Annotated in this window: 25 protein-coding genes and 1 pseudogene; 15 read left to right on the top strand and 11 right to left on the bottom strand. The window is 41.3% G+C overall.

Annotated elements, in window-relative coordinates; all coding sequences use genetic code 11:
• Positions 1-108 precede the first annotated feature (108 nt).
• The 3 genes from VFC49_RS03680 to VFC49_RS03670 all read left to right on the top strand — a co-directional run bounded on the left by VFC49_RS03680 (position 109) and on the right by VFC49_RS03670 (position 3,795).
• Positions 109-894, top strand: a complete 786-nt coding sequence (locus VFC49_RS03680) for a hypothetical protein (protein ID WP_324736216.1) — start codon at positions 109-111, stop codon at positions 892-894.
• Positions 872-3,376, top strand: a complete 2,505-nt coding sequence (locus VFC49_RS03675; protein WP_324736215.1) for a CDC48 family AAA ATPase — start codon at positions 872-874, stop codon at positions 3,374-3,376. Before VFC49_RS03680 ends, VFC49_RS03675 begins: the two co-directional genes overlap by 23 nt.
• Positions 3,377-3,489: 113 nt before the next feature.
• Positions 3,490-3,795: a PRC-barrel domain-containing protein gene (locus VFC49_RS03670; protein ID WP_324736214.1), complete on the top strand. Its 306-nt coding sequence runs from the start codon at positions 3,490-3,492 to the stop codon at positions 3,793-3,795.
• Positions 3,796-3,807: 12 nt separating this feature from the next.
• Here VFC49_RS03670 and VFC49_RS03665 read toward each other — a convergent pair whose 3' ends face one another.
• From VFC49_RS03665 to acs, 4 genes are all read right to left on the bottom strand, one after another.
• Positions 3,808-4,506, bottom strand: coding sequence for a metallophosphoesterase family protein (locus tag VFC49_RS03665; RefSeq protein ID WP_324736213.1), 699 nt, complete (start codon positions 4,504-4,506; stop codon positions 3,808-3,810).
• A gap of 120 nt (positions 4,507-4,626) precedes the next feature.
• Positions 4,627-5,067, bottom strand: a complete 441-nt coding sequence (locus VFC49_RS03660) for a hypothetical protein (RefSeq protein WP_324736212.1) — start codon at positions 5,065-5,067, stop codon at positions 4,627-4,629.
• Positions 5,067-6,116 (bottom strand): hypothetical protein, encoded by a 1,050-nt coding sequence (locus tag VFC49_RS03655; protein WP_324736211.1) that lies wholly within the window; start codon positions 6,114-6,116, stop codon positions 5,067-5,069. The genes VFC49_RS03660 and VFC49_RS03655 overlap by 1 nt, the downstream gene beginning before the upstream one ends.
• A gap of 146 nt (positions 6,117-6,262) precedes the next feature.
• Positions 6,263-7,651 carry an acetate--CoA ligase alpha subunit gene (gene acs / locus VFC49_RS03650; protein ID WP_324736210.1) on the bottom strand — a complete coding sequence of 463 codons (1,389 nt, stop codon included), beginning with the start codon at positions 7,649-7,651 and terminating at the stop codon, positions 6,263-6,265.
• Positions 7,652-7,879: 228 nt separating this feature from the next.
• Here acs and VFC49_RS03645 point away from each other — a divergent pair, with 228 nt between their 5' ends.
• Both VFC49_RS03645 and fen read left to right on the top strand, forming a co-directional pair.
• Positions 7,880-8,299, top strand: coding sequence for a phosphate-starvation-inducible PsiE family protein (locus VFC49_RS03645; protein ID WP_324736209.1), 420 nt, complete (start codon positions 7,880-7,882; stop codon positions 8,297-8,299).
• Entirely contained in the window at positions 8,299-9,327 is a 1,029-nt protein-coding gene (fen, locus tag VFC49_RS03640; RefSeq protein ID WP_324736208.1) for a flap endonuclease-1, read from the top strand. The genes VFC49_RS03645 and fen overlap by 1 nt, the downstream gene beginning before the upstream one ends.
• 82 nt (positions 9,328-9,409) lie before the next feature.
• On the opposite strand, the gene VFC49_RS03635 is transcribed toward fen, so the two are convergent.
• From VFC49_RS03635 to VFC49_RS03625, 3 genes are all read right to left on the bottom strand, one after another.
• Positions 9,410-10,309: a transcription initiation factor IIB gene (locus tag VFC49_RS03635; RefSeq protein WP_013467373.1), complete on the bottom strand. Its 900-nt coding sequence runs from the start codon at positions 10,307-10,309 to the stop codon at positions 9,410-9,412.
• Positions 10,310-10,360: 51 nt separating this feature from the next.
• A complete protein-coding gene (locus VFC49_RS03630) occupies positions 10,361-10,639 on the bottom strand; it encodes a hypothetical protein (RefSeq protein ID WP_013467372.1) in 279 nt (92 codons plus the stop codon).
• An 83-nt stretch (positions 10,640-10,722) separates the two neighbouring features.
• Positions 10,723-11,061 carry a DNA-binding protein gene (locus tag VFC49_RS03625; RefSeq protein ID WP_013467371.1) on the bottom strand — a complete coding sequence of 113 codons (339 nt, stop codon included), beginning with the start codon at positions 11,059-11,061 and terminating at the stop codon, positions 10,723-10,725.
• 105 nt (positions 11,062-11,166) lie between these two features.
• Between VFC49_RS03625 and VFC49_RS03620 the strand changes: the two genes are divergently transcribed.
• A complete protein-coding gene (locus VFC49_RS03620) occupies positions 11,167-12,855 on the top strand; it encodes a hypothetical protein (RefSeq protein ID WP_324736207.1) in 1,689 nt (562 codons plus the stop codon).
• Positions 12,856-12,901: 46 nt separating this feature from the next.
• On the opposite strand, the gene VFC49_RS03615 is transcribed toward VFC49_RS03620, so the two are convergent.
• The gene (locus VFC49_RS03615; protein ID WP_013467369.1) at positions 12,902-13,354 is read right to left on the bottom strand and encodes a 30S ribosomal protein S19e; all 453 of its coding nucleotides are present in this window, start codon (positions 13,352-13,354) and stop codon (positions 12,902-12,904) included.
• A gap of 2 nt (positions 13,355-13,356) precedes the next feature.
• Positions 13,357-13,773 carry a YhbY family RNA-binding protein gene (locus VFC49_RS03610; RefSeq protein WP_324736206.1) on the bottom strand — a complete coding sequence of 139 codons (417 nt, stop codon included), beginning with the start codon at positions 13,771-13,773 and terminating at the stop codon, positions 13,357-13,359.
• Positions 13,774-13,856: 83 nt separating this feature from the next.
• On the opposite strand from VFC49_RS03610, the gene VFC49_RS03605 reads away from it, so the two are divergent.
• From VFC49_RS03605 to pfdA, 7 genes and pseudogenes are all read left to right on the top strand, one after another.
• Entirely contained in the window at positions 13,857-14,462 is a 606-nt protein-coding gene (locus VFC49_RS03605) for a DUF7411 family protein (protein WP_324736623.1), read from the top strand.
• Positions 14,463-14,572: 110 nt separating this feature from the next.
• The gene (locus VFC49_RS03600; protein WP_013467366.1) at positions 14,573-14,728 is read left to right on the top strand and encodes a 50S ribosomal protein L39e; all 156 of its coding nucleotides are present in this window, start codon (positions 14,573-14,575) and stop codon (positions 14,726-14,728) included.
• Between the two features lie 6 nt (positions 14,729-14,734).
• Positions 14,735-15,004, top strand: a pseudogene (locus VFC49_RS03595) (50S ribosomal protein L31e); the annotation flags it as partial.
• Between the two features lie 152 nt (positions 15,005-15,156).
• Positions 15,157-15,849, top strand: a complete 693-nt coding sequence (locus VFC49_RS03590) for a translation initiation factor IF-6 (RefSeq protein ID WP_324736205.1) — start codon at positions 15,157-15,159, stop codon at positions 15,847-15,849.
• A gap of 1 nt (position 15,850) precedes the next feature.
• Positions 15,851-16,087, top strand: a complete 237-nt coding sequence (gene rpl18a / locus VFC49_RS03585) for a 50S ribosomal protein L18Ae (RefSeq protein ID WP_324736204.1) — start codon at positions 15,851-15,853, stop codon at positions 16,085-16,087.
• Positions 16,088-16,379: 292 nt separating this feature from the next.
• Positions 16,380-18,398, top strand: coding sequence for a NosD domain-containing protein (locus VFC49_RS03580; protein ID WP_324736203.1), 2,019 nt, complete (start codon positions 16,380-16,382; stop codon positions 18,396-18,398).
• 86 nt (positions 18,399-18,484) lie between these two features.
• On the top strand, positions 18,485-18,931 hold the full coding sequence (gene pfdA, locus VFC49_RS03575; protein ID WP_324736622.1) for a prefoldin subunit alpha: 447 nt from the start codon (positions 18,485-18,487) through the stop codon (positions 18,929-18,931).
• Here pfdA and VFC49_RS03570 read toward each other — a convergent pair.
• Together VFC49_RS03570 and VFC49_RS03565 are read right to left on the bottom strand one after the other, a co-directional pair.
• Positions 18,921-19,694 (bottom strand): hypothetical protein, encoded by a 774-nt coding sequence (locus VFC49_RS03570; protein WP_324736202.1) that lies wholly within the window; start codon positions 19,692-19,694, stop codon positions 18,921-18,923. The genes pfdA and VFC49_RS03570 overlap by 11 nt on opposite strands.
• Entirely contained in the window at positions 19,691-20,617 is a 927-nt protein-coding gene (locus tag VFC49_RS03565) for an SDR family oxidoreductase (RefSeq protein ID WP_324736201.1), read from the bottom strand. Before VFC49_RS03565 ends, VFC49_RS03570 begins: the two co-directional genes overlap by 4 nt.
• A 99-nt stretch (positions 20,618-20,716) precedes the next feature.
• Here VFC49_RS03565 and VFC49_RS03560 point away from each other — a divergent pair, with 99 nt between their 5' ends.
• Positions 20,717-22,345 carry a DUF4932 domain-containing protein gene (locus VFC49_RS03560; protein ID WP_324736200.1) on the top strand — a complete coding sequence of 543 codons (1,629 nt, stop codon included), beginning with the start codon at positions 20,717-20,719 and terminating at the stop codon, positions 22,343-22,345.
• Between the two features lie 3 nt (positions 22,346-22,348).
• Complete coding sequence (locus VFC49_RS03555; protein ID WP_324736199.1) at positions 22,349-24,034, top strand: M1 family aminopeptidase; 1,686 nt, start codon at positions 22,349-22,351, stop codon at positions 24,032-24,034.
• Positions 24,035-24,069: the final 35 nt, after the last annotated feature.

Here is a 24,069-nt window from a genome sequence, read left to right as displayed (position 1 = left end):
CCTTAAAAAGCTCAATCACTTTAATAAAAAAGCTTTAGGTAAGCACTTTAATTTACCTCCTCATTCCAAGCCTCAACCTTTTTAATACCTAACTGCGTATCACAAACCATGAGAGTTGCAATTGTAACAAGAAATGCTCGCGTTTACTATATCGCTTCAAAGGTGCTTAAAGAATATAGAATCCCTTTTTACAGCCTCCGCTTAGATGAAAAGATCCCTTTTGACGTTGAGGTTGTTCTGACAAGTGAGGAAGATTACGATAAGATCAACTTTCCAGTTAAGATAATCGTTAAGAACGAAAACTTCATAGATGAACTTTTGGCGAGACTTGAGGGAAGGAAGAGATTCAAAAAGGTCTTCATTGCAATAGATCCTGGAGAAAGGCCCGGAGTTGCAGTCGTTGGAGATAACAGGGTGGTTGAGGTCTACCATCTGAAGAGCCCCAAAGACGTGGATGTGATTCTTGATCTCCTTGAGAAGTATCCAAAAGCGAGGATTAAGATTGGGCACGGAGCAAAAAGGCACCGCATATTAATGCTTAAAGCGCTTGCAAGAATTTTGGGTGAGAGTTATCCAGTGATCATTGTAAACGAGAGAGGAACAACACCCAAAGTAGGTGGAGTTGAAGGCTCTCAGGTTCAAGATATAGTTGCATCAATCAACATAGCTTTAAGGGAAGGGAGAGAAGTTAAAATTGGAGAATTGATTTACACAAACGAGCCGACTAAAAGGGAGATTGAGCATATAAAAAGCAAAAGTAGGATTATGAGTGGAGGTAGAATTACAATTTCATCTGAGCTTGCACGTGAAGTTGCTAAAGGTAATTTAACGTTGGAGGAAGCAATTGAGATTCACCAAAGGAGGGATAAAGATGATTTTAGGAAAAAGAGATGAGGTTAAAGATGAGATTAAACTCAGAGTCGCTGAAGCTTTGAAAAGGGACGTTGGGAGAGGGATAGTCAGATTTGACAGAAAATACCAGCGGGAGTTGGGTGTTGAACCCGGGGACATAGTTGAACTCATAGGAGAGAGGAGTACAGCAGCAATTGTTGCAAATGCCCATCCAGATGACAGAGGGCTGGATATAATCAGGATGGACGGCTACATCAGGAGGAATGCTAAGGTCAGCATCGGGGATTATGTGACTGTTAGAAGAGCCGAAGTTAAAGAAGCAAAGAAGGTTGTTCTTGCACCTGCCCAGAGAGGAGTCCTAATTCAGATTCCCGGTGATATGATCAAGCAGAACCTTCTTGGCAGACCAGTTGTGAAAGGCGACATTATAGTTGCAAGTGGGAGGGAGGAATTCTACACGGGTTCTCCTTTCGATGAATTCTTTAGAGGATTCTTTGAAGCACTCCCATTAGCTTTTGGTGAATTGAAGTTCATTGTCGTGAACACAAATCCCAAGGGGATAGTTCAGATAACATACAACACCGAAATTGAGGTTCTTCCTCAAGCGGTTGAAGTTAGAGAAGAGAAGGTTCCAGAGGTTACTTATGAGGACATTGGCGGTCTCAAGGATGCGATTCAGAAGATCAGGGAAATGGTTGAACTACCGTTGAAGCACCCAGAGCTCTTTGAGCGCTTGGGAATTGAGCCGCCCAAGGGAGTTTTGCTCTACGGACCGCCGGGAACAGGCAAAACCCTGCTCGCAAAGGCTGTTGCAAATGAAACCAACGCTCACTTTATAGCCATTAACGGTCCAGAAATTATGAGCAAATTCTACGGTGAGAGTGAAGAGCGTTTGAGAGAAGTCTTCAAGGAGGCTGAAGAAAACGCTCCGAGCATAATCTTTATTGACGAGATCGATGCGATTGCACCAAAGAGAGAAGAGGTTACCGGAGAAGTTGAAAAGAGAGTTGTTAGTCAGCTCTTAACTTTAATGGATGGGCTGAAGAAGAGGGGGAAGGTCATAGTTATAGCCGCAACAAACAGACCTGATGCAATTGATCCAGCTCTGAGAAGACCTGGAAGATTTGATAGAGAAATTGAAGTTGGTGTTCCAGACAAGCAGGGAAGAAAGGAAATCCTCCAGATTCACACAAGAGGAATGCCTCTCGAGCCGGACTACGATAAACCGTCAGTTTTGAAAGTTCTTAAAGAATTCCTCAAAGAAGAGCGCTTCGATAAAAAGAAGCTTGAGGAGATCATCAAGAAAGTTGAGAAAGCCAGAGATGAAGAAGAGATAAAGGAAATTCTCAAGAGCGATGGGGAAATTTACCGCGAAGTTAAGACTAAGCTGATTGATAAGATGCTTGATGAGTTAGCCGAAAAGACGCATGGATTCGTGGGTGCAGACTTGGCGGCTTTGGCGAGAGAAGCTGCAATGGTCGTTCTCAGGAGGCTGATCCAAGAAGGTAAGATCAATCCAGAAGAGGAAAAGATTGCACCAGAAGTTCTTCAGGAGCTGAAGGTTACTAAGAAAGACTTCTACGAAGCTTTGAAAATGGTTGAACCTTCAGCTTTGAGAGAAGTTATGCTTGAGGTTCCAAACGTTCACTGGGAGGACATTGGAGGATTAGAAGATGTGAAGCAGGCGCTCAGAGAAGCAGTTGAGTGGCCGCTCAAATATCCAAAGGCGTTTCAGCGTTTGGGAATTAATCCTCCAAAGGGAATCCTCCTCTACGGACCACCGGGAACAGGCAAAACCATGCTCGCTAAAGCTGTTGCAACCGAGAGCGAGGCTAACTTCATTGGAATCAGAGGTCCAGAAGTTTTAAGCAAATGGGTAGGAGAAAGCGAAAAAAGAATAAGAGAAATCTTCAGGAAAGCAAGACAGGCGGCACCAACAGTGGTGTTTATCGATGAGATTGATGCAATTGCTCCGATGAGAGGAAGCGATGTCAACAGGGTTACTGATAGGATAATTAACCAGCTATTGACAGAGATGGATGGACTGGAAGAGAACAGTGGGGTTGTTGTTATTGCGGCAACTAACAGACCGGATATCTTGGATCCAGCTTTGCTCAGACCTGGAAGGTTTGATAGGTTGATCTTGGTTCCAGCACCAGACGAAAAAGCAAGATATGAAATTCTAAAAGTTCACACGAGAAGAGTGCCCTTAGCGGAAGATGTAAACTTAAAAGAGCTTGCCAAGAGGCTTGAAGGTTATACAGGAGCGGACATAGCAGCTCTTGTAAGAGAAGCAGCAATGAACGCTTTAAGGAGAACTGTTGCAAAAACTTCCAGAGAGCTCATTGAAGAGCAAAGTGAAGAGTTCCTTGAAAAACTCAAAGTTTCACGGAAGGACTTTGAAGAAGCCATGAAGAAGATAAGGCCAAGCGTTACAAAATACATGATCGAGTACTATAAACAGTTTGAAGAGAGCAGAAAAGCACCTAAAGAGAGAAAGGAGATGGATTACATCACAGGCTGAATGGGGATTTGCCTTTTATTTTCCATCTCACTTTTCAGTTCTGCTCATGCAGAAAAGATTTTTATACAAAAAACCCGACTAATAGTATAGTTTAAAATTCTGAGGTGGCAAAGATGGTAAAGATAAAGGCTTCAAAGCTTAGGGATGTTGAGCTCATTACAGACACAGGAATAAGACTCGGATGGGTTTATGATTTGAGCTTTGATGAAGAAACTGGTGATCTGCTTGTAATTGTGGCTGAACCGGATGAAGATTTAGATACAAGTGAGTTTGTCACTGATCATGAGGGTCTGCTTTTAATCCCAATAAGTGCCGTCAAGAGCATTGGAGAAGTGATAATAATTGACTCCTCAAAATTGGCAGTTAAATCTAAGCTCAGAAGATTGAGGACTGTGAAAGAAAAAGTTCAGTCTCCTTGATCTTTCTCCTGTTTAATATCCTTCGTAAAGTCTGTAAGCCAGAAACTTGGGTAGCCCAGCTTCAATTATTTTTCTAACGGCTTTGTCAATGTCATACTCAACCCTCCCAAAAATAACCTCTCGGGTCTCTGTATCAATGAGAGCATAAGCAGTCCTCCAATCTCCATCTCTCGGCTGTCCAACTCCTCCCGGGTTTATTATTCTCCTTCCGTCAATTTCCCTCAACATCGGCATATGAGTGTGTCCTACAACCAAGTCATCTTGCTTCACATAGCTTAAAATGTCTCTAAGCTCGCTGTCTGGGAACCAGGGAAAGAGGTATTCATCTAAAGGTGCTCTTGGCGAACCGTGGATTATGAGATAACTCCTTCCAGTGTCATCAGTAAAGAGCTGTCTTATCGGCAATCTCCTTAAAAATTCAAGGTTCTCAATACTCATAACCTGTTGATGCCATCTCACAGCCCCTCTTGCATATGGATTAAATCCCCAATCCATGCCAAAAGCAACAGCATTGTCATGATTCCCTCTCACACAGAGAACTTCTCTCTTTTTCAGCTGCTCCTTGAAGAATTCAACGACTTCATTGGGGTTTGCCCCATAGCCAACTAAGTCACCCATGCAGAAGATCACATCTGCTTTCTTCACTTCTCTCCATACGGCTTGAAGAGCTTCCCAGTTGGAGTGGATGTCTGAGATTAAGCCAATAAGCATTTACTTCACCAAGAATTTTTTATGTGATGAGATGTTATAAAGTTTGGACCACATCAACTATTGAAACAGTGGCAGAGGGGATTTAGAGTAAACATGAATTAAATACTTCAGCTTTTGCATTTATTCTTTCCTACTCATAAACATGTATCCCGCAATCAAAAACACACTAATCAGAACGCTTCCACTCATACTAATTGGGGAGTAGTATGTTTCCATTAAAGAGCTCAGCAGAAATTTTGTTGTAGAATACATTATGGGGAGAAGTATCAACACAACTAAAGGAACTTCTGCATTTTTTAAGTTTAGTTTTCTCTCAATTGTTATTCCTAACAATCCAAGCCCAGTGCCTGTGAAAAGGTAGGGAAGTAGAAATGCCGTAAAAACTAAAGCACTGCTGGTGTTTGGATACACCGTCCCAAACGCTTGAATGCAGAGGTACTCAAAATTTAGGTAGACGTTTATAATTCCAAATATGACAATTGCAATTCCCAGTAAAATAAAAATCCGCCCTATTCTCCGATTTGCCTTTTCATGATCTCTTAAAGTCCTTTCCCAGTTCATTATTCGCCCTCCCCAACTATAACTCTGACTCTTTCCCAGCTTTTCCATCCTTCATCAGCAAAAGCTATTATGAAAAGGGGGCAGAACAAAGAATCTTTCTCTGCCGTTATTTGAACTTTAAACTCTGCACTTCCATTAACTGGAATTTCGAGTGTTTCTGGTGTAATCTGGATTTTCAGACCTTCCGGTTCATAAAGGCTTCTCCTCAAGTATGACCACTCCCACTCTTCTCTATCCGGTCCACAATAAGCTTCAAGCCTTACTTTGCCGGCATTTACACCTCTTGTATGGTTAAACTCCCACGGGGCGGGGAGAATTCTTCCTTCAACTGTTATCGTTTCATTTTGCTTTAATCTGACCTCATACTGGCTCAGAAGGATGTTTTTAACGTTTATTAAATCATAAAGTTCATTTTTAGGAGAAACACCCTGTGTTATCTCTCCGGGGTAAATGTAAAGCGGAATCCCGGGAACTCTTTCGTGAACTTCTCCCCTTGCGATTATTCTACCCCTGTATGTGTAGAATACTGGAGCGTGCTGGTACTTTACTTTTGTCTGTACTTCTTTGAGTTTTTCATCGTGTATAATGACTCTTCCTTCATTTCTATCTGCTGGTTCAATCTCAAGGATTAACGCTCCTCTCTCGAATTTCCAGCCTTTGAGAGTATAATTTTCGGGAAGATGAACAACCGCAAGCTCTGTGAGGTTGTATGGAGAGGCAATGTAAATCAAATCTTCTCCCTTTATTGGCAACTCATGCCAGAAGCGAAGAACAGCTCTGAATTCATCTCCATTAACTTTCACATACATTTGCTTATTTTTCAAATCTTCCCCTATAAGTGTCCATATTTTGTCATTGACTGTTATTATATTAATTTCATCACTTCCCTCTATTAACTTGAATTCAAAAGATCCGTGTTTGTATCCTAAGTATTCTAAGTTTCCGGGATAGTACACCTCAAGATATATGTTGTTGGGCTTTAGGAAGAGGAATGAAATAGTTATAAGGACTGCTAAGACAAAGAGTATCTTGAGTACTTTCCCTTTCATTTACTGACCCTCACTCATACAACATATGTTCGTCATTATATTAAAACTTTCTGTCAAGAAATCCTGAGGCTCCAACGAAGGATAGACAAAAGAGTGTCGGATATCTAAAGAACAGAAGAAAAAAACAGGAAGTGAGAAAAAGAAGATCACTCTTTCCTCTTGCTTGCCTTCCATCTGCTCCATCTGTACAAAGCGGCTAATGACTTGATGGCTCTCTCTGGTTCTGGATATGCCGGGATTCCGTTCTCGTTGAGAATGTCAATTGCTTCCTTTGCCTCAATTCCACCGACGATTGCAACAACTATTGGCTTCTTCTTTCCGCTCTTCTCGTACTCATCAATTACTATTCTTGCAAGGTCTCTTGGGTCTAAAACAGCGGTCTGACAGTAGAGAACAGCTATTGCATGCATCTCTGGATGAGCTAAAGCATCTCTAACAGCACCTTCATAAGCCTTTGCATCCGCCATACCGGTCAAGTCAACTGGGTTCTTGTAGCTTCCGAATGGTGGCATATGGTTTGCAAAGATTTTAAGCTCCTCAAGGTTGTCGTAGAGCTTTAATCCTTCCTCTTCGGCTGCATCTGTTGCCATGACTCCAATTCCACCGCCGTTTGTGATAATTACAACGTTCTCCCCTGGTGGCTCCGGTAAGTTGCTGAGTGTTCTTGCCCAGTCAAAGGCTTCGCCAATTGTTAATGCTCTCAGAACACCACTCTGCTTGAATGCTGCAGTGTAGATGCTGTCAGCACCTGCCAATGAACCAGTGTGTGATGCTGCCGCCTTTGCACCCCTCTCACTTCTTCCGGCCTTGATGACTATGATTGGCTTTTTCATGCTGACCTCTTTTGCTGCCTTCATGAACTTCCTACCATCTTTGACACCTTCCATGTAGATGAGGATTGCCTTTGTGTTTTCATCATCCTTAAAGTACTCCAAGAGATCGGCATCGTCAATATCGCTCTTGTTTCCAATGCTGACAACTGCTGAGAGACCAACTTTCTCAAGAATTGTCCATCCCATAAGGGCTATACCGAGAGCACCGCTCTGGCTGATTAACGCTAAGTTGCCGGGCATGACGTCTGTTGGTCCAAAGGTTGCGTTGAGCTTTGCTGGTGTGTAAACAACACCGAAAATGTTTGGACCGAGAATCCTCATTCCATACTTGTGAGCTGTCTCTACAAGCTGTTCTTCGACTTTCTTGCCCTCTGGCCCAAGTTCACCAAATCCTGAGCTTATGATAGGTAATACTTTAACCCCTTTCTTTCCACATTCCTCGACAACCTGTGGAACAAACTTGGCTGGGACAACGATAACAGCCATATCAACCTCATCGGGAACATCAAGAATACTCTTGTAAACCTTGAATTTTCTCCCGCTTATCTCAATTTCTCCCCCCTTGATGTTAACTGCATAGATTTTCCCTTCGTAACCGTACTCGATGAGGTTCTTCATGATTGCATAGCCTATCTTTCCTGGCTTTCCAGAAGCTCCAATGACGGCAACGCTTTTTGGCTTGAATAGTGCCTCAATACTCATTTCCTTCACCCCAATAAACTTTACAAAGGTTAATCTGAAAAATCAGTTATAACTTTTCTCTTATTGATTTGCCGACTTGAGTATCGGCGTTCGTTAAAAGAACTAATGGTTTTGAACGATTGTTGGATAATAAGAGGAGAAGATTTTAAAGTCAAACATCGAAACAAAAGTGATGATGACCCTTCCCCTCATCTGAGGGGTGATGAGCACACCGGTAGGCTGATGAAAATGGCGAAGATGGAAGAAGAGAAAGTCGCCCAATATACGCAGGTTCACAAAGCCTTCAGAAAGACCCTTGAGATATGCTTTGATATGGTGGTTATGGTATTCCTGTTCTTTATACTCTACCTTACCGTGTATTCCATTTATTTGAACTTCAAGCTCACATACAAAGTTGTCGAGCCTAAGCTGTTGATTGCAAATGTCCTCGTTACGATAATCCTCATAGAGACTTACAGAATTCTGATAATCTACTTAAGACAGCACCGCGTTAGCCTGACCCACATATTGGAAGTTGGAATAGTTGCCTTAATTCAAAAGCTTGTTGTTGCTTCCGATTTTAGGGAGCTGGATGCTATAAAGCTTTTTGCAATCGCAGGCCTTATATTTGTGTTAGGATATCTATACATTAAGATAGGTGAGGAGTGATGGGAGTTCAGATAGGTGAGCTTGTTCCAAGAAAAGAAATTGAGATTGAAAATCTAAACGGAAGGAAGATAGCCATCGATGCCCTGAATGCAATTTATCAGTTCCTCTCCATTATCAGACAAAGAGATGGAACTCCTCTTATGGACTCTAAGGGGAGGATAACTTCACATCTTTCTGGGCTGTTCTACAGGACGATAAACCTCATGGAAGCAGGGATAAAGCCAGCTTACGTCTTTGATGGAAAGCCACCAGAATTCAAGAGGAGAGAGCTTGAAAAAAGAGCGGAAGCAAGGGAAGAAGCTGAGGAAAAGTGGCAGGAGGCTTTGGCGAGAGGTGATCTGGAGGAGGCAAAGAAATATGCTCAGAGAGCTTCAAGGGTGAATGAGCAGCTGATAGAGGATGCTAAAAAATTGTTAGATCTTATGGGCATTCCATGGGTGCAGGCTCCGAGTGAAGGTGAAGCCCAAGCGGCTTATATGGCATCAAAGGGTAAAGTCTGGGCTTCAGCTTCTCAGGATTATGACTCACTTTTGTTTGGAGCACCAAGGCTTGTTAGGAATTTGACGATAACAGGCAGAAGAAAGCTTCCCGGAAAAGATGTTTATGTTGAAGTAAAGCCAGAGCTAATTGTTTTGGAAGAAGTTCTAAAAGAACTGAAGATTGACAGGGAAAAGCTCATAGAACTTGCTATCCTGGTTGGAACCGATTATAATCCGGGAGGAATCAAGGGGGTTGGTCCAAAGAAAGCTCTGGAGATAGTTAAATATTCAAAAGATCCACTGAAAAAGTATCAGAAGATGAGCGACGTTGATTTATATGCAATCAAGGAGTTCTTCCTAAATCCGCCTGTTACAGATGATTACAAGCTCGTCTGGAAGATGCCAGATGAAGAAGGCATTTTAAAGTTCCTCTGTGATGAGCATGATTTCAGCGAGGAAAGAGTAAAGAACGGTCTTGAAAGGCTGAAGAAAGCAATAAGAGCTGGAAAACAGTCAACTTTGGAGAGCTGGTTTATGAGAAAGAAATAATTTCCCTTTTATCCTTTGAGCATGACATCGGTTTAGTATTTGAGCATTTAATCGACTTGTAAGCTCAAAAAAGTAAAAGTGCTCAGAGTGTTATTTTCAATCCAAGCTTTTCTACTAATTCTTTGTACCTATTTCTGACAGTCACTTCAGTAACCCTTGCAACTTCAGCAACTTCCCTCTGGGTTCTCTTCTCACCCTCAAGAAGGGAAGCAATGTACAATGCTGCCGCAACTAATCCAGCTGGACTTTTACCGCTTGTCAATCCCCTGTTATAAGCCTCTTCTAAAAGCTCAATCGCTCTTCTCCTGACCTTCTCGCTCAAGCCAAGCTCGTCAGCAAACTTGTTCACATAATCAGTTGGCTTGACAAAAAGCTTCTTTGGAGTTAAGTTAAGATTCCTTGCAATGAATCTAAAGCTCCTTCCAATCTCTTTCTTGTCAACCCTTGCAATGTCAGCAATCTCGTCCAAAGTTCTTGGAATCTTCAAAAGCCTGCATGCAGCGTAAACGCAGGCGGCAATAACGCTCTCAATGGATCTCCCCCTGATAAGCCCCCTCCTCACGGCTTCTCTGTAAAGCCTTGCTGCTTCCTCCTCAACGTGCTTTGGGAGTTTAAGCTGTGAGGCAATTCTGTCGAGTTCGCTTAAAGCAAAGGCTAAATTTCTCTCTGCTGCGTCGCTAACCCTCAGGCGAGACTGCCATTTCCTCAAACGGTACATCTTTTCTCTCATCAGACCGGTAATATTCCTGTCGCTCCCGATGTCTGTGGATAAACCCTTATCGTGGAGCAGAATGCTCTCAGGTGCGCCAGTCCTTGAACGCTTTTCCCTCTGAGAAGCATCAAAAGCACGCCATTCTGGTCCCATATCAACTATATTCTCTTCTATGACGAATCCACATTTGGAACAAACAATTTCTCCATGCTCGGGATCATAAATGAATTCAGTTGAACCACAAACTGGGCAGACCCTACGCTTTTCCACTTTGACACCCCCATCTGCGGGTTACGGTTAATAAATTTATACTATATAAAATTAACCAAACTTTGATACGAACTTTGCCACCCATGCAAGGTCCTCTTTTTTAAATGTCATCCTTTCCAAAATTCTAACTTCTGTATCCTCTTCATCCTCCTCTATGATGTTAACATAAACCCAGAGGAATACGGGATCGTTTTCATCTCCAAGCAGTAGATTGCGGTATAGAATATCAACAGTACCATCACCATTCTTCTTGGCGGAGAGTGGCTTCCAGGTCTCTAAGCTAATCTCACCTTTTTCGTTCAGCTCTTTTATGACCCTCTTGATATCCATACTCTTCTCACTCGCCTTTGTTTATTTACACACAAAAGGTATATAAATTTTAAGGATGTCAAATTGGGAAAGTATGTCTCTCACTACCACTTAATCCTAAATTCTCTCCTTGTTCTCGCATCAATCTGAGCCAAAATTTTCTTGAGCTTTGCATCATCTATTTTCTCCCTGATCTGTCCAGCTTGATAAAGCTGAACCAGTATAAGCTCAACCTGCTGTGCAAGTTCTGGTCTGACAAGTTTAACTCTTGAAAGCCTTTCTCTTGCTTCTGGAGTAAGAATTCTCCTTAAAATTGCCTGTATTTGGGCTTCAAGTTCAGCTTGCTGTCTTGCAGCTTCTTCTTGAGCTTTTTGCTGCTCGGCAAGCCTTCTCTGTAGTTCCATGAGCTTTCTCTTTCTAATCTCTTCAATGTCTTCAGCCATTTCTATCACCTCGCCAAGAGGATTTATGATAAGATAGTTAAAAAGTTATTGCAGAGATTGCAAAAGATTTAAACTGTTGGTGCACACTATAGGTTGGGGTAAAAAATGAAGAAGTTTAAAGAGGTAATTATGGAAAATAGAAAAGTAGTAGAGGAATGTATGATAGTGATTTTGCTTTCCATGTTATTGCTGTCACCAGTGAGTGCGCATTCAACGGCATGGTGTGAAGACTGCCATCAGGTCCTCGTTGCAAATGAAGGACTCTTTGCTTACAATGGTAGTGATTTTATAGATTTAACGTGGCACTTGGAAGCTGGAATAAGGGATCCTTCGGACATTCGGGAGTTCATTTCAAACTTAGGAGTTACTACTGTTGGGGATGTGGTTTTAGTCTATTCCAATTACCACGATTCCATATACATGGGAATTTATAACGGCAGTATTCAGATTAGGATGAAGCCTGTTGTAGGGTGGTATTCTTGGAAGCCAAGAGATTTTGTATTCTACAGTGGCAGTGTTTTCTTTGTGGCTGAAACAGGCAGCGGACCTCATTATGCGAGCGATTCGGTTTTTCAGTTGAACCCAAGAACACTCAAAGTTGAGAAAACGTGGAGTCTTGCCTGGAACGCTAGAAATACCATAGCTCCAGAGAACGCTGGTAATACTCCCTATGCTTGGGTCCATCTTGGATTGGATGATAACGGAAAGTTGTGGGCAAAGGTTGATATGATATTTCCAAACACAACCGTTTACTATCTTTACGATGGGACAAATTTCGTCATGACCAACGAAACACTAAAGCTTCACCCATATGAGCCGCCGAACGGACCATTTAAAATTGAAATTCAGAGGGGCTTAATGTATTATCTTCCAAAATTTCCTCCTGTATACGGTCCGACTCGCTACATCCTTATAGAAAATGATAGAAGGAAGGACGTTACAGATGAGATAAAGAAGCTTGCTGAAAGCGTTGAGCCCCTGTATTCACTTATAGGCTTCTGGAATGAGGATGAGAAGGAATGGGTTGTTGTCTATGATCTCTACGGGCTTCCTCTGGCTTATGAAGTCAAAGGAAACTGCACAGTGCCTCTTGAGATTGATTATTTGCCCCTTGCCAGCTATCTGGGATATTATGTTGTCCTTGGCAATGGGACGCTAAGCTGGAAAAACTACACTGTAAAAACGCCAATGAGGATGTATTTTGGGCACAATACGGATTATCCATGGCGTAAAGGGTATGTTTCGCTGGAACTTTATCAGAAGAATGGACACCCGGTGATAGTGTTTCCTTGGGAAATATGGCAGAATCAGACTTGGAAAGGGAAAAAAGGATACCTTGCTTATGAGATTACTGAAAGGGGCTTTGTAATAATTAACACGACTGACAAGAAAGAATTGGGTAAAAATCTAATTCCCTCAAGCGTGCTCATGGGCAAATGGAACAACGTAACAGGAACGCTTATAGTTAACATTCCAAACAAAACGGCTTTTCTCATAACAGATAAGGAGAAAATCCCAGTGAACTTTACTGTAGCTAAGAAAACTGAAAGTGTCGTTGTTGGAAATAGTACTTTCCTGTTTATAACATACTATGAAGCATTCATTCTGCCTCCATGGATGAAGCCGGTAAGTGTGAACAGAATGCTAGAGTTGTATCGCGAGATGGATGGAAAATGTTTAGAAGAGGAAACCGGGGTTTCAGATGGAACAACAAAAGGCATCACATTTCTTACAGGAATTGCCACAATTGTAATTTTTGTAACACTCTGGAGGTTTTGGAAGAAAAAGGAGTGAGGATTTTGCGGTGAAAAATTCATGGACATAAAAAGATTCAAAAAGTTCAGTACTTCTTAAGCTCTGGAATAACTTCCTCAAGCTCCTTTTTAAGTTCGGTTGCTGCTTTGTCAAGGAAGCTTCTTCCCTTAGGTGTGACGATTCTTCCCTTACCTGGAACCTTCTCAATGAATCCTGCTGCTTCTAACTGCTGGAGAGCCTTTCTGATTATGCTTCCGCTTCCCTTGTAAAACTTCTCTGGAGCGTGTCCTCTGTTCTTTCTTCCACCATACCAAGTCCTAAGCCTCTCAATACCGACAGGGCCGTCGATGTATATCTTTCTAAAGACTGAAGCAACTCTATAATACCACCAGTCCTCTTGCTCTGGAAGTCTTTCCTTGTGTCTTCCTGTTTTGACGAATGGAGCCCACTCTGGTGGTTTAATCTCAGGTATCTCCTTTAACTTTTGAGCAACCCTCTCAACGAGCAAATCACCGGGAACATCATAAACTGTCGCCATCTTTAATCCCTCCCTTTCTTGAACTTCTTTCTGAATTGAGCGATATCGAGCCTGACCTTTTTAACGGGCTTCTCCTCCCGCTTCTCCTTTGAGAGTTCCTTAAGCTTAAGCTTCCTTAAATACTTTTCCCATCCCTCTCTCGGACGGAATAATATAAATCTTTTGCCTCTAACTTCAATCAGCTCGCTGTCAGTTAGCTCGGCAACCTTCTCAGCTATCTGTTTTCTGTCCATTCCCGTTGCAATAAGCGCTCCCTTCCTTATTTCCACCTTGAGAATACCGTCTTTCTTGAGCTGGGTGTTGATTTCGTTAATCACACTCTCCCCTAACCCTTTCTTTCCAATCCACGCTTTAGGTTGAATATCGTAATATTTGGCCCTTATAGCCCTTCTCACCTTTCCAGGTAGGCGTTTTTCCATATCTCTCACCTCAAATCTCAACCTCTCGCAAAGAGGCAAAAGAGTTTATAAGGGTTTGGCTTTTAAAGGTTGCCGTGAGGAAGATGGAAGTCTATCACCTCTACAGTGGGGGCAAGGATTCATCTTTAGCGGCTTGGATTCTGCAAAAATTGGGGTATGAAGTAAAGTTAGTCACGATAAGCTTTGATCTTCTCGATAATTGGAAATACGCAAAGGAAACTGCCGATAGGTTGGGCTTTAATCATGAGGTCGTGGTTTTGGATAGGGAAATTTTAGAAAGAGCTGTTGAGATGTGCATTAGGGATGGACATCCAAGCAATGCAATTCAGTTTATCCATGAAAGGGCTCTTGAAGATATTGCAAGTCATAAAGGGGTTGAGAGAATAAGCGACGGCACAAGGAGAGATGATAGGGTTCCTTTTTTAGATTTGAGAAGGACAAGGAGCCTTGAAGATAGATTTAACGTTCAGTATATACGCCCTTTGCTTGGGTTGGGCTACAAAACAATAAGAGAGCTTACAGAAAAACTCTTTATCGTTGAAATTAAAGAGAGTGAAAAGCTGGAAAAGAGCGATTATGAGGTGGAGCTGAGACATCTCTTAAGGCTTAAGGGAATAGACCCGCTGACAATATTCCCAAAGAGGCACTATCAGTCGAGAGTTCTGGGATGGAAGAAGCAAGATTTATAAAAGGGAACTGAAATGTTAGCTCTGAATGTGGAACCTAAGGGGAAGATTTAAATAAGCTTAATCTTGAAGCTTGGTTAGGAATTATTACGATAACTTTAGGAGGGATAAGAATGGCAAGGTACAAGCCTCTTGCAAAGAAGCTCCGCTTGGCAAAGGCTGCTAAGCAGAATAGGAGAGTTCCTGTGTGGGTTATCGTGAAGACAAATAGAAGAGTTATAACTCACCCCAAGAGAAGATACTGGAGAAGGACAAAGCTTAAGGAGTGATGAAAAATGGCGATTAAGGTCGGAGATGAGGTTATTTTCACTGTCCCAATAAGGAAGATCAAAAAGATCGTTCCAAGGTGGAAGAGAGCACCAAGAGCAGCTAAGTTCGTTAGGGAGTTCATTGCAAGACATGCAAAAGCTGAAGAGGTCATCATAGCTCCAGAAGTCAACGAAAAGATTTGGGAGAGAGGCATTGAGAAGCCTCCAAGCAAGCTCAGGGTTAAAGTTAAGGTGGTCGAGGAAGAGGTTGAAGGAAAAGGTAAGGTCAGGGTCGCCTATGTTGAGCTTCCACCAGAGGCAAAGAGGGCAGTAAAGGAAGCAGAAAAAGAAGAAAAGAAGACTGAGGAAAAGAAGGAAGAAGAAAAGGAACCCGAAGCACAGGCAACGGAGAGCTGATCTCTCAATTTTTATTTCGTGAGTGGTGAAAAATGCACATAGAAAGACTTGATTTTGAAAATTCTCCCTATCTGGGCGTGTTTGGTGTTGCTACGGATAAAGTTCTCTTGGTTAGAGAGGGCCTTCAAGAAAAGAAGCTCAATGTTCTGAGAGAAGTTTTAAAAGTCCCAATTATCGAAACGAGCATTATGAAATCCAGGATAGTTGGTATCTTTGCTGCTGGAAACTCAAATGCAATTGTTGTCCCCTATTACATCTGGGACACCGAGCTTGAGAGAATAAATGCCGCCCTAAGGGAATATGGCATTGATATTAGAATTGAACCATTCCTGAGCAAGCTGACCGCCTTAGGTAACTTAATTTTAGCCAACGACAAAGCTGCCCTTGTGAGTGCGAAGTTCACAAGGGAGGAAGCGAAGCAACTTGAAGACATCTTAGGAGTGGAAGTGGAGCGAGGTATTATAGCTGAATTCCATGCCGTTGGAAGTGTCGGTGTCGTTACAAACAAAGGAGGCTTGGTTCATCCCGAGACAACTGAAGAAGAACTTGAATGGCTGAGAGACCTATTTAAAGTTGACATCTACCTTGGCACTGCAAATCAGGGTGTTCCGTTTGTTGGTTCATGCATGTTAGCCAATTCCTTTGGAGTTGTTGTCGGACATCTCACAACTGGTCCTGAGATTGTTAAGATTGAAGAAGCACTGGGCTTTTTGGGGGTGAGGTAAGATGGAGGTTAAGGTTTATCGCGTCAAGGGCATTTTTGAAAGAGAAGGGAAGAAGCAGAAATTTACAAAGGAGTACAGGGCAGTGAAACCGGAGGACGTTGTTGAGCTTGTCTATTCAGAAATTGGAAGCAAGCACAGGGTAAAGAGAACAAAGATATGGATCGAGAAGATTGAAGAGATTAACCCTGAGGAAGCTGAAGATCCCGTAGTTAGGAGACTTAGCCTAGAGCTTGCTTGACTTTTGTAATATGTTCTTTTTATTACCTTTTAGCTTATGATATCATTTTTTGGTTATTTTCAAATTCTTTCTATAGCGTTTCTACAAAATTCTGAAAAATAGTTAAATACTTCAACTTACCTACCCTCTACATAATTGATGAAACATACTTCATCAAATCAGGATCCATGAATTCGTACCCCAAGAACAGCAAAGCTGAGTATGTTTGATTACCCCCTTTAGTATTTTATCAATGCGCTGTTCTTGGAGGTATCTTGGAATATAATGACAGAAGGTGTTTGGGATGAGAAAATTGCTTTTGCTAATGGGAATTTTAGTGTTTGTAGGGATTGCTGGGATAACAAAAGCGGATACAACGTATATAAACACCCTCCCCTACGAAATAACAGCTCCTGGCTATTACATTCTTAATGTCAGCGTCATCGACTTTGATCCAATGGCTTATGGGGTGAATTATGCAATAAAAATTAATGCAAGCAATGTTGTGCTGGATGGAGCAGGGCACACGATTGATGGAGCTGAAGAAGGAGTTGAGTATGGGATTTACGTTCAGTCAGCAGTGAATGTCACTGTGAAGAATGTTATAGTTACTGGCTGGCACTATGGCATCTACTATGAATATGTCCAAAATGGAAACATAATAAACGTCACTGCAAACTCCAACACTTACAATGGCATTGTGCTGGCATATTCCAATTATAGCACACTCGTCAACAACACTGGTAATTATAACATGGTATCGGGTTTTTGGCTGTACTGCTCTAATTACAACACTCTCCTTAATAACACTGCCTCAAACAACTATGGAGCAACAAGTGGCATTGGTTTATTTATGTCCCATGGTAACACCCTAATTGGAAACACAGTAAGATCAAACGATGGTACTGGAATTAGTATAGCAAACTCTCTCAATAATACAGTAGTCAATAATATTGTTTTAGACAGTGACTGGGGCATTTTACTGAGTGCGTCATCCAAAAATAGTATATTTAATAACACAATTTTAGATAATACGTGGGGTGTGTATCTGTATTCCTATTCAAACAACAATACAATAGCCAACAATACAGTCCACGGTTCCATTCTTGCAATATACCTTAAAGATTCGAGCTATAATACCATATTTGGAAACGAAATACAGTCTTACACAGGAGTTAGATTATCCAGGAACAGTCAAGAAAACACTCTAATTAAGAATGTTATAACAAACTCTGGGGATTATGGAATCCAGTTATATGATTCTGGCTTTAATACTCTCATCAACAATGTCATAACCAATTCCGGGGCGTCTGGGATTGATATACAAAGTGGAAGTAACATGATAACGAACAACACAATCGCCTTCAGCAAATACTCAGGGATTATTTTAAGAACCAGCGGAAACATCGTAGCTGGTAACTACATATACAGCAACAACTTGGCTAATAGTGCCTATCACGGAGGAATACGCATTGGAGCTTCAAACAATTTAATTTACAACAACTTTTTCAATAACACCGTTAATGTGTATTTTGACGAATCATACTCAAACATGTGGAACACAACGAAAACCTCCGGAACAAACATAATCGGTGGTTCATATATAGGTGGGAATGCATGGTTTACGCCCGATAGAACCGGATTCAGCGAGACGTGTACAGATGCAGATGGCGATGGGATTTGTGATGAGCCGTTTATCATCAATAGCCTTAACATAGACTACCTGCCTCTTGCGCTCTCTGGGGATAAAGTCCCTCCACAAGTGGAAATTGTTTACCCGCAAAATACCACCTATCCAGAGGGCATCACATCAATAAAAGTCAACGTCACAGATAATTCTCAAATAGCCAGGGTAATTGCTGAAGTTGATGGTGAGTACAATGTTACGCTAATATTCGACGGCACGTACTATGTAAACACCACCGTAAATATGGGGGAAGGACACCACTGGGTAAGAATTTATGCTTATGATGTGGCTGGGAACGTTAATTCGACGGAGACAGTTTATTTCACTGTGGAAATACCGCAAAGAACGGAAGAAAGCCAATTCTTGGGCTTTACATACTTCTATTATCTAAGGTACATTAGGCTTCTCAAAGTATTCAACGAAAGTTATGAGCAGGCTATCCAACTTGGAATAGGCAATGAGACCTTGTCTAAGGTTATAAACCTCAAGAATTTAGCAGAGGAGGAATGGCAACTTGCATGGCAGAAGGGAAGTCCTGTGATAACTTCAGACGTGAGAGCATTTATCCACTTAAGGAAAGCGTATCTGTATCTTAAAGTGGCTGAGACAATCTTAAAAGAATTCTTGGCATCTGCAGGTTCGTAGTCTTCTTTGATCCTTTATTTCTTTTTAAATTTCGCATTATGCAAACCCTTAAAAGGCAACTCTCCAATTTTTCTTTGGTGGTGAAAATGGCACAGAATCAGGAACAACTTGAAAGGTTAGCTTATGAATATCAGCTCTTACAGGCTCAGGCTCAGCTTTTAGCCCAAAATTTAGAACTCTTAACTCTCGGAATGAATGAATTTAGAGCAGTAAAGGAAACCCTTGAAGAGCTTAAAAAGGTTGAAGACGAGACGCCAGAGATACTTGTTCCAGTTGGTGCCGGATCATTTCTCAGGGGCATGATAGTTGACAAGGAGCATGCAATTGTCAGCATTGGAGCTGGATATGCAGTTGAAAAGAGCTTGGATGACGCCGTTACCTATTTTGACATAAGAATCAAGGAATATGAAGACGCTATAAAGAGAACTCAAGAGGCATTACAGCAAATTGAGCAAAAACTCCAAGATTTGGCACAGAAAGCTCAAAAGATACAGCAAGAACAGGCAATGGGGTTTAAGGTTCCTAAAAAGTAACCGTCAGATTTATGCTTTCCATTACCTCTTTCTTTAGAGGCAGCACCATTTCTCCTACAATCCCAAATTCTCCGTGTCCGCTAATTATTGAGACTTTTCCAAGACTTCTGGCAAATTCTTTTGGTGTTATGAGCTTCTCATGTGAGATAATTACCAGCGGTTCATCTATAAAGTTGTAAGTAAACGAGCCGCTTTCATTATCCCAGAACAGAAATTCCTCGGCTTTGTTTCCCTTGAGAAGAACTCTAACCTCTTTCGCCTTATTCAGGCTCAGAGAAACTTCCCCTCTAAATCCATATTCTAATGGAGAAAATGTTATCTGGACATAATCTTCTTGAGTTGCCAGTGTTAGATTCTCTTGTGAGAATTCAAAAATGTATTTGGGCAGTATATAGAGGATTAAAATGCCATTTTCCAATCTGAAGCCAGGCAATTTTAGGGTTCCAGCTCCGTTTACGTCAACCTCTACTCTGTATTCTTTTGGTTCAAGGAGCAGTTCCTTTGCTGTAATCTCTGCTTCCTTTTCAAATCTCCGTGAGGTGGAGAATATGAGTCCTTCATAGTACGTTCTCCCTATATGCTTCCCCGCTATTATGCTGCTTGAGCATAGGAATGTTCCAAATTCGGCTTTTTCTTTCTTTGGCAGAATAATTAAATTTTCTTCAGCCTCAATTTTGTTTGAGAACTCTTCAACGGCTTTAACAAGCTTTCTCCTCAGAAAGGACGACAGTTTGGAGCTTAGGGTTATGCTCAAGACTTTCATGCTTTTTGCCCCCTGTACCACTCAATCGTCCTCAAAAGCCCTTCCTCAAGAGAGTACTCCGGTTTGAACCCAAGCTTCTTGATTTTACTTATATCGGCTTGACTGTGTTTTATATCGCCAGGTCTTGGTTTATCAAAGATTATTGAGCTTGATGAATTTGTCGCATCGATGATTTTCATAGCCAGCTCAAGGATTGTCGTTCTCTCACCGCGGGCAACATTAAACACTTCTCCGTTTGCTCTCTCCTTTTCTGCAACTAAAATGTTCGCTTTAACTACATCTTTAACATAAATGAAGTCCCTCGTCTGTTTTCCGTCTCCAAAAATTATCAGTGGCTCATTTTTCAAAGCACGGTTGATGAAGATGCTTATAACTCCAGCATACTGGTTGTACCCTTGTCTTTCACCAAAGACGTTGAAATACCTCAAAGTCACTGCTGGAACTCCATAGAGCTCGTAAAAGACTCTGCAGTAGTACTCTCCAGAGACTTTTGTTACTCCATAAGGTGACAGGGGCTTGGGCTTCTCCTCCTCCTTCAGAGGCAGATTTTGATTGTCGCCGTATACAGCGGCAGAGGATGCAAAGATAAGCTTGCCATGTCCTTCGCTTAAGGCTCTTAGGATGTTCAGCGTTCCCAGAACATTGATTTCTTCGGTTAAAATCGGCTTCTCCACGCTTTCGACAACACTCACAAGTGCTGCCTCATGAAAGACGTAATCCGCTTGGCTTATCATATCGGCTATGCTTTCATAGTCCCTAATATCGGCTTGGATGAATTTTACGTTTTCTGGCACATTCTCAACTTTTCCCGAATAGAGGTTGTCAATAACAATAACGTCATTATCTCTACTAAGCTCTTCAGCGATATGTGAGCCTATGAAGCCGGCTCCACCAGTTACCACAATGAGCTTGTTTTTTATCATTTTAAACACCTAAGACCATTCGTATTTTCGAGTTTTATCCTTTACCCTTTGCAATAAAACTTTTATTTTTAACTTTCTAAACTTGATATGGTGGTAAATGTGAAGAGGGCTTCATTAATTTTGTGCTTTCTCTTGCTCATGTCACAGACATCTTTTATCAAAGCTGAAGAGCAGCCTCAGGTTGTGGTAGAAATCAACCCTAACCTTGAACTGTTTGCTGTGGTTTATATTTTAGCTTTTAATGGGAGTGATTACTTTATTATTGCCCCTCAGAGCTATGTGCATGATGTTCTGACGTATTTTGCTCCTTACAGAGATTATGTGGCAGTGAAATCAATGAGGCAAATGTTCCCTAAGGAGCTACCCAACTATGTCAAAGATGAAAACATCTGGAACTGGGCAAGTAGCTTGGCAGTTAGAGATTATCTTGGAGATCAAGAGAACTTGTCAGATTTTTATGCTGAGCTTTCAGATTTTGCCAAAGAGAGTAACTTCATGAAATTCTACAATACTCACAGGGGGGAATATGAGAAAGCGCTTACTCCAATTAAGGATATTTTTAAAGAGCTGGACTTTATTGAGGAGCTTGAGCATCGTTCTGGAAAGAAATATGCCGAATATCGAGTTGAACTTTCATATTCTCTCTTCATTCACCTTCACTCACGCCACGTACTAACCAAAGCTTACATGATTGGATCCATACCGAGGAGCTATCTTGAAAATCTGAAATATACTGGCTTGCCAAACGTTCAAGCAATCAAAGACTACATGTTCAGGGCCTTCTTTATCCACGAGTTTGCCCACGCTTTTCTGGATTCTGATAGGCTTGGCATGTCATCAGAGTACCGCTTCATCTACCAAAAAGTTTTGGAAGAGCTTCCACTTGAAGCATATAATCGGGATTTTTCCACAAGTGGGGCATATCTAAATGAAAACTTGGTTGAGGCTTTTACCCATTATTATCTTGGGGAACACTACAACGATACCATCGCAGAGTACCTCATTCTAAAAGATGCAACTATCGGCTATGTTCTTGTTGGGGATTTGGCTAAAGCATTTCAAGAGAACATTTCATTCAGTCAGATACCGGAGGTTGTGGGAAAGCTGGTAACGAAAGACAACCTAAGCAGATACTTTAATTCAAAAATGCCTGTAAATGGGTTTTGGGCAGCAAATAGAATTTACACAGAGAAAAGAGTTATCATAGTTTATGGAACGCAAAATCCAGATGAAAGCGGAAATGAATATGATAAAGAGTCTGCACTAATGCTTGCTGATTGGTTGAGAAGTGCGGGGATATCGGTTGAAGTCAAGAGAGATAAAGAACTCACAAATGAAGATTTGGAAAGTAATCTAATAATAATTGGAGGACCGGTAGCAAATGAATTAACTAAGAACCTAACCAAAGAACTTGTGGTGAGATTTTCTTTTGATAGCAGGTGGAAGCTTGTAAGAAACTTCATGGCTGTTGAAAATCCAATTTCGTTCATCTTTTCAAACGGTAGCATTAAAGTGGCTAAGTCTGATGATATAGCTCCCGAAGAATATCCCTTAGGAGTTGTTCAAACCTTAAGAAATTCATGGAACAACGAGAAGTTCATAATTGTAATTGCTGGCGTTGATAGGTACTGCACAAGAAAAATGCTCCGATATTTTAACTACAACAGTAGCTACCTGATTAAAGGGAGAACTTTTTTCGAGGAGGGATTCTATTTCCAAGAGGGATGATTCATGAAACGGATTGTCTCTCTGCTTATCCTTCTGATTTTAGTTGCTTCATTTTTTGTAGGGTATAAGAGCAGTAAAAGGACCAAAGAACTGGTAATTGATGTTTCAACTTTATCTTCTTCTAACATCTCCCTAACCTCTTATCTGGAGAACTCTGCGGCTTTTGAATACAGCTCCGCTGTTGAAATGCTTTTCCTTGAAAATGGCACAATAAGGACAAATGAAACTCTAATATTAAAGACTGTAGGAAATGCAAGTACTGCAAAAGTGGCAATCTCATATCTCTACCCTCTCATAAAAATCAGAAACCTAAGGCTGGAAAATGCGGAGCTGGTGAATGCCTCAATTTCCCAAGGAAAAGACATTATTTACCTGACATTTGAGCCTCAGAAGGACAAAGTGGAAATAACGCTTGAGTATGAACTTAACTGGAGAGATATCCTACCATCCGGATTGGGATCTCTTGGACTGTTGATTAATCAAAGCACAAAAAACAAGGAAGAAGTTCTTTTGGCACCAATGTATTTCCCTTCTGTGGCAATTAGGGGGACAAAGAGAGGCAATACACTTCTCATAAAGTTGCCAAAGGAGTGGTGGGCTTTTGTTGTGGATTCCTCTTCATACGCTCCATGGGAGCTTGTGGATTCAAAACTTTCTGGCAAACAAAGAATTCTACATTTTGAACAGAGAAATTCGAATTTTCCCCTCATTTTTATTGGGAAGTTCAATAGGTTTACAAGAACCGTCCGCCTTCATGAAAAAAGTGTAAATATCACGATTTATATGCCAGTAAATGAAAGCGAAAAGGGTAATGTGACACTTTTACAGGTCGAAAGCATAGTAAGAACATTTTCTCAATGGTACGGGATTTACCCTTATGATCATCTTGATATAGTGGTCTCGAGGCTTGCTAAGCCTCATGCTGGCTTAAATATTGGCAAGGGCGTCATTATAGTTTCTGGCAGAGGTTTTGATGTGTGGCTGTTATCCCACGAGATTTCCCATTCATGGTTCGGGTCATACGCTGATTTGGGAAAAATTTCCGAGTCCCTGGCCACATTTTCTGCCATGGCTTATGTCCTTACCCATTCCGAAGATGTGCCATCCAATTTTTTAGATATATCTGAAAATCTCAGCATGATGGAGCGGAATGTTTCGCTGGCTAAAGCTTACAAAAGCTCTTTGAGCCTACAGAAGATGTATCCAATAGTTTATCGCAAAGGGGGCTTTGTGTTCCGCTCTCTGCAGTTTGTTCTCGGCAATGAAACGTTCTTTGAAGGTCTTAGGCAAATCGTAAGGGAATGTCATTATACAAGCTGTGGGCTGAAGAGAATTCAAGAAATTTTCGAGAATGTAAGTAATCAAGATTTGGATTGGTTTTTCGAGGAATGGTTTTATTCAGCAAAGGTGCCCGATTATGAGGTTAAAAACTTCACCATTGTTCAGAATAACGGAAAGTATCTTTTGAGCTTTGAACTCATTGATAGAAACAACTTCACAATGCCCCTGGAGGTAAAAGTAGAGACAGATAGAGAAAACATTGTAAGGGTACTTTGGATAAAAGGAGAAGCCAGAATAACCATTGAGTGTGAAGGAAAGCCATTAGCTGTAATTCTTGATCCCCATGAGTGGATGATAAACGAAAACAAAGAGTACCAAATAGATGGCGTTAAAATTGTGGTTGAATGAACTTTAACATTTTCTTGTTAATTTTTCCTTTTTCC

The sequence above is a fragment of the Thermococcus sp. SY098 genome (assembly GCF_035621495.1).
GTDB lineage: Archaea > Methanobacteriota_B > Thermococci > Thermococcales > Thermococcaceae > Thermococcus_B.
The sequence above is the reverse complement of the archived record's forward strand: the minus strand, read 5'-3'. Positions and strand labels throughout refer to the sequence as shown.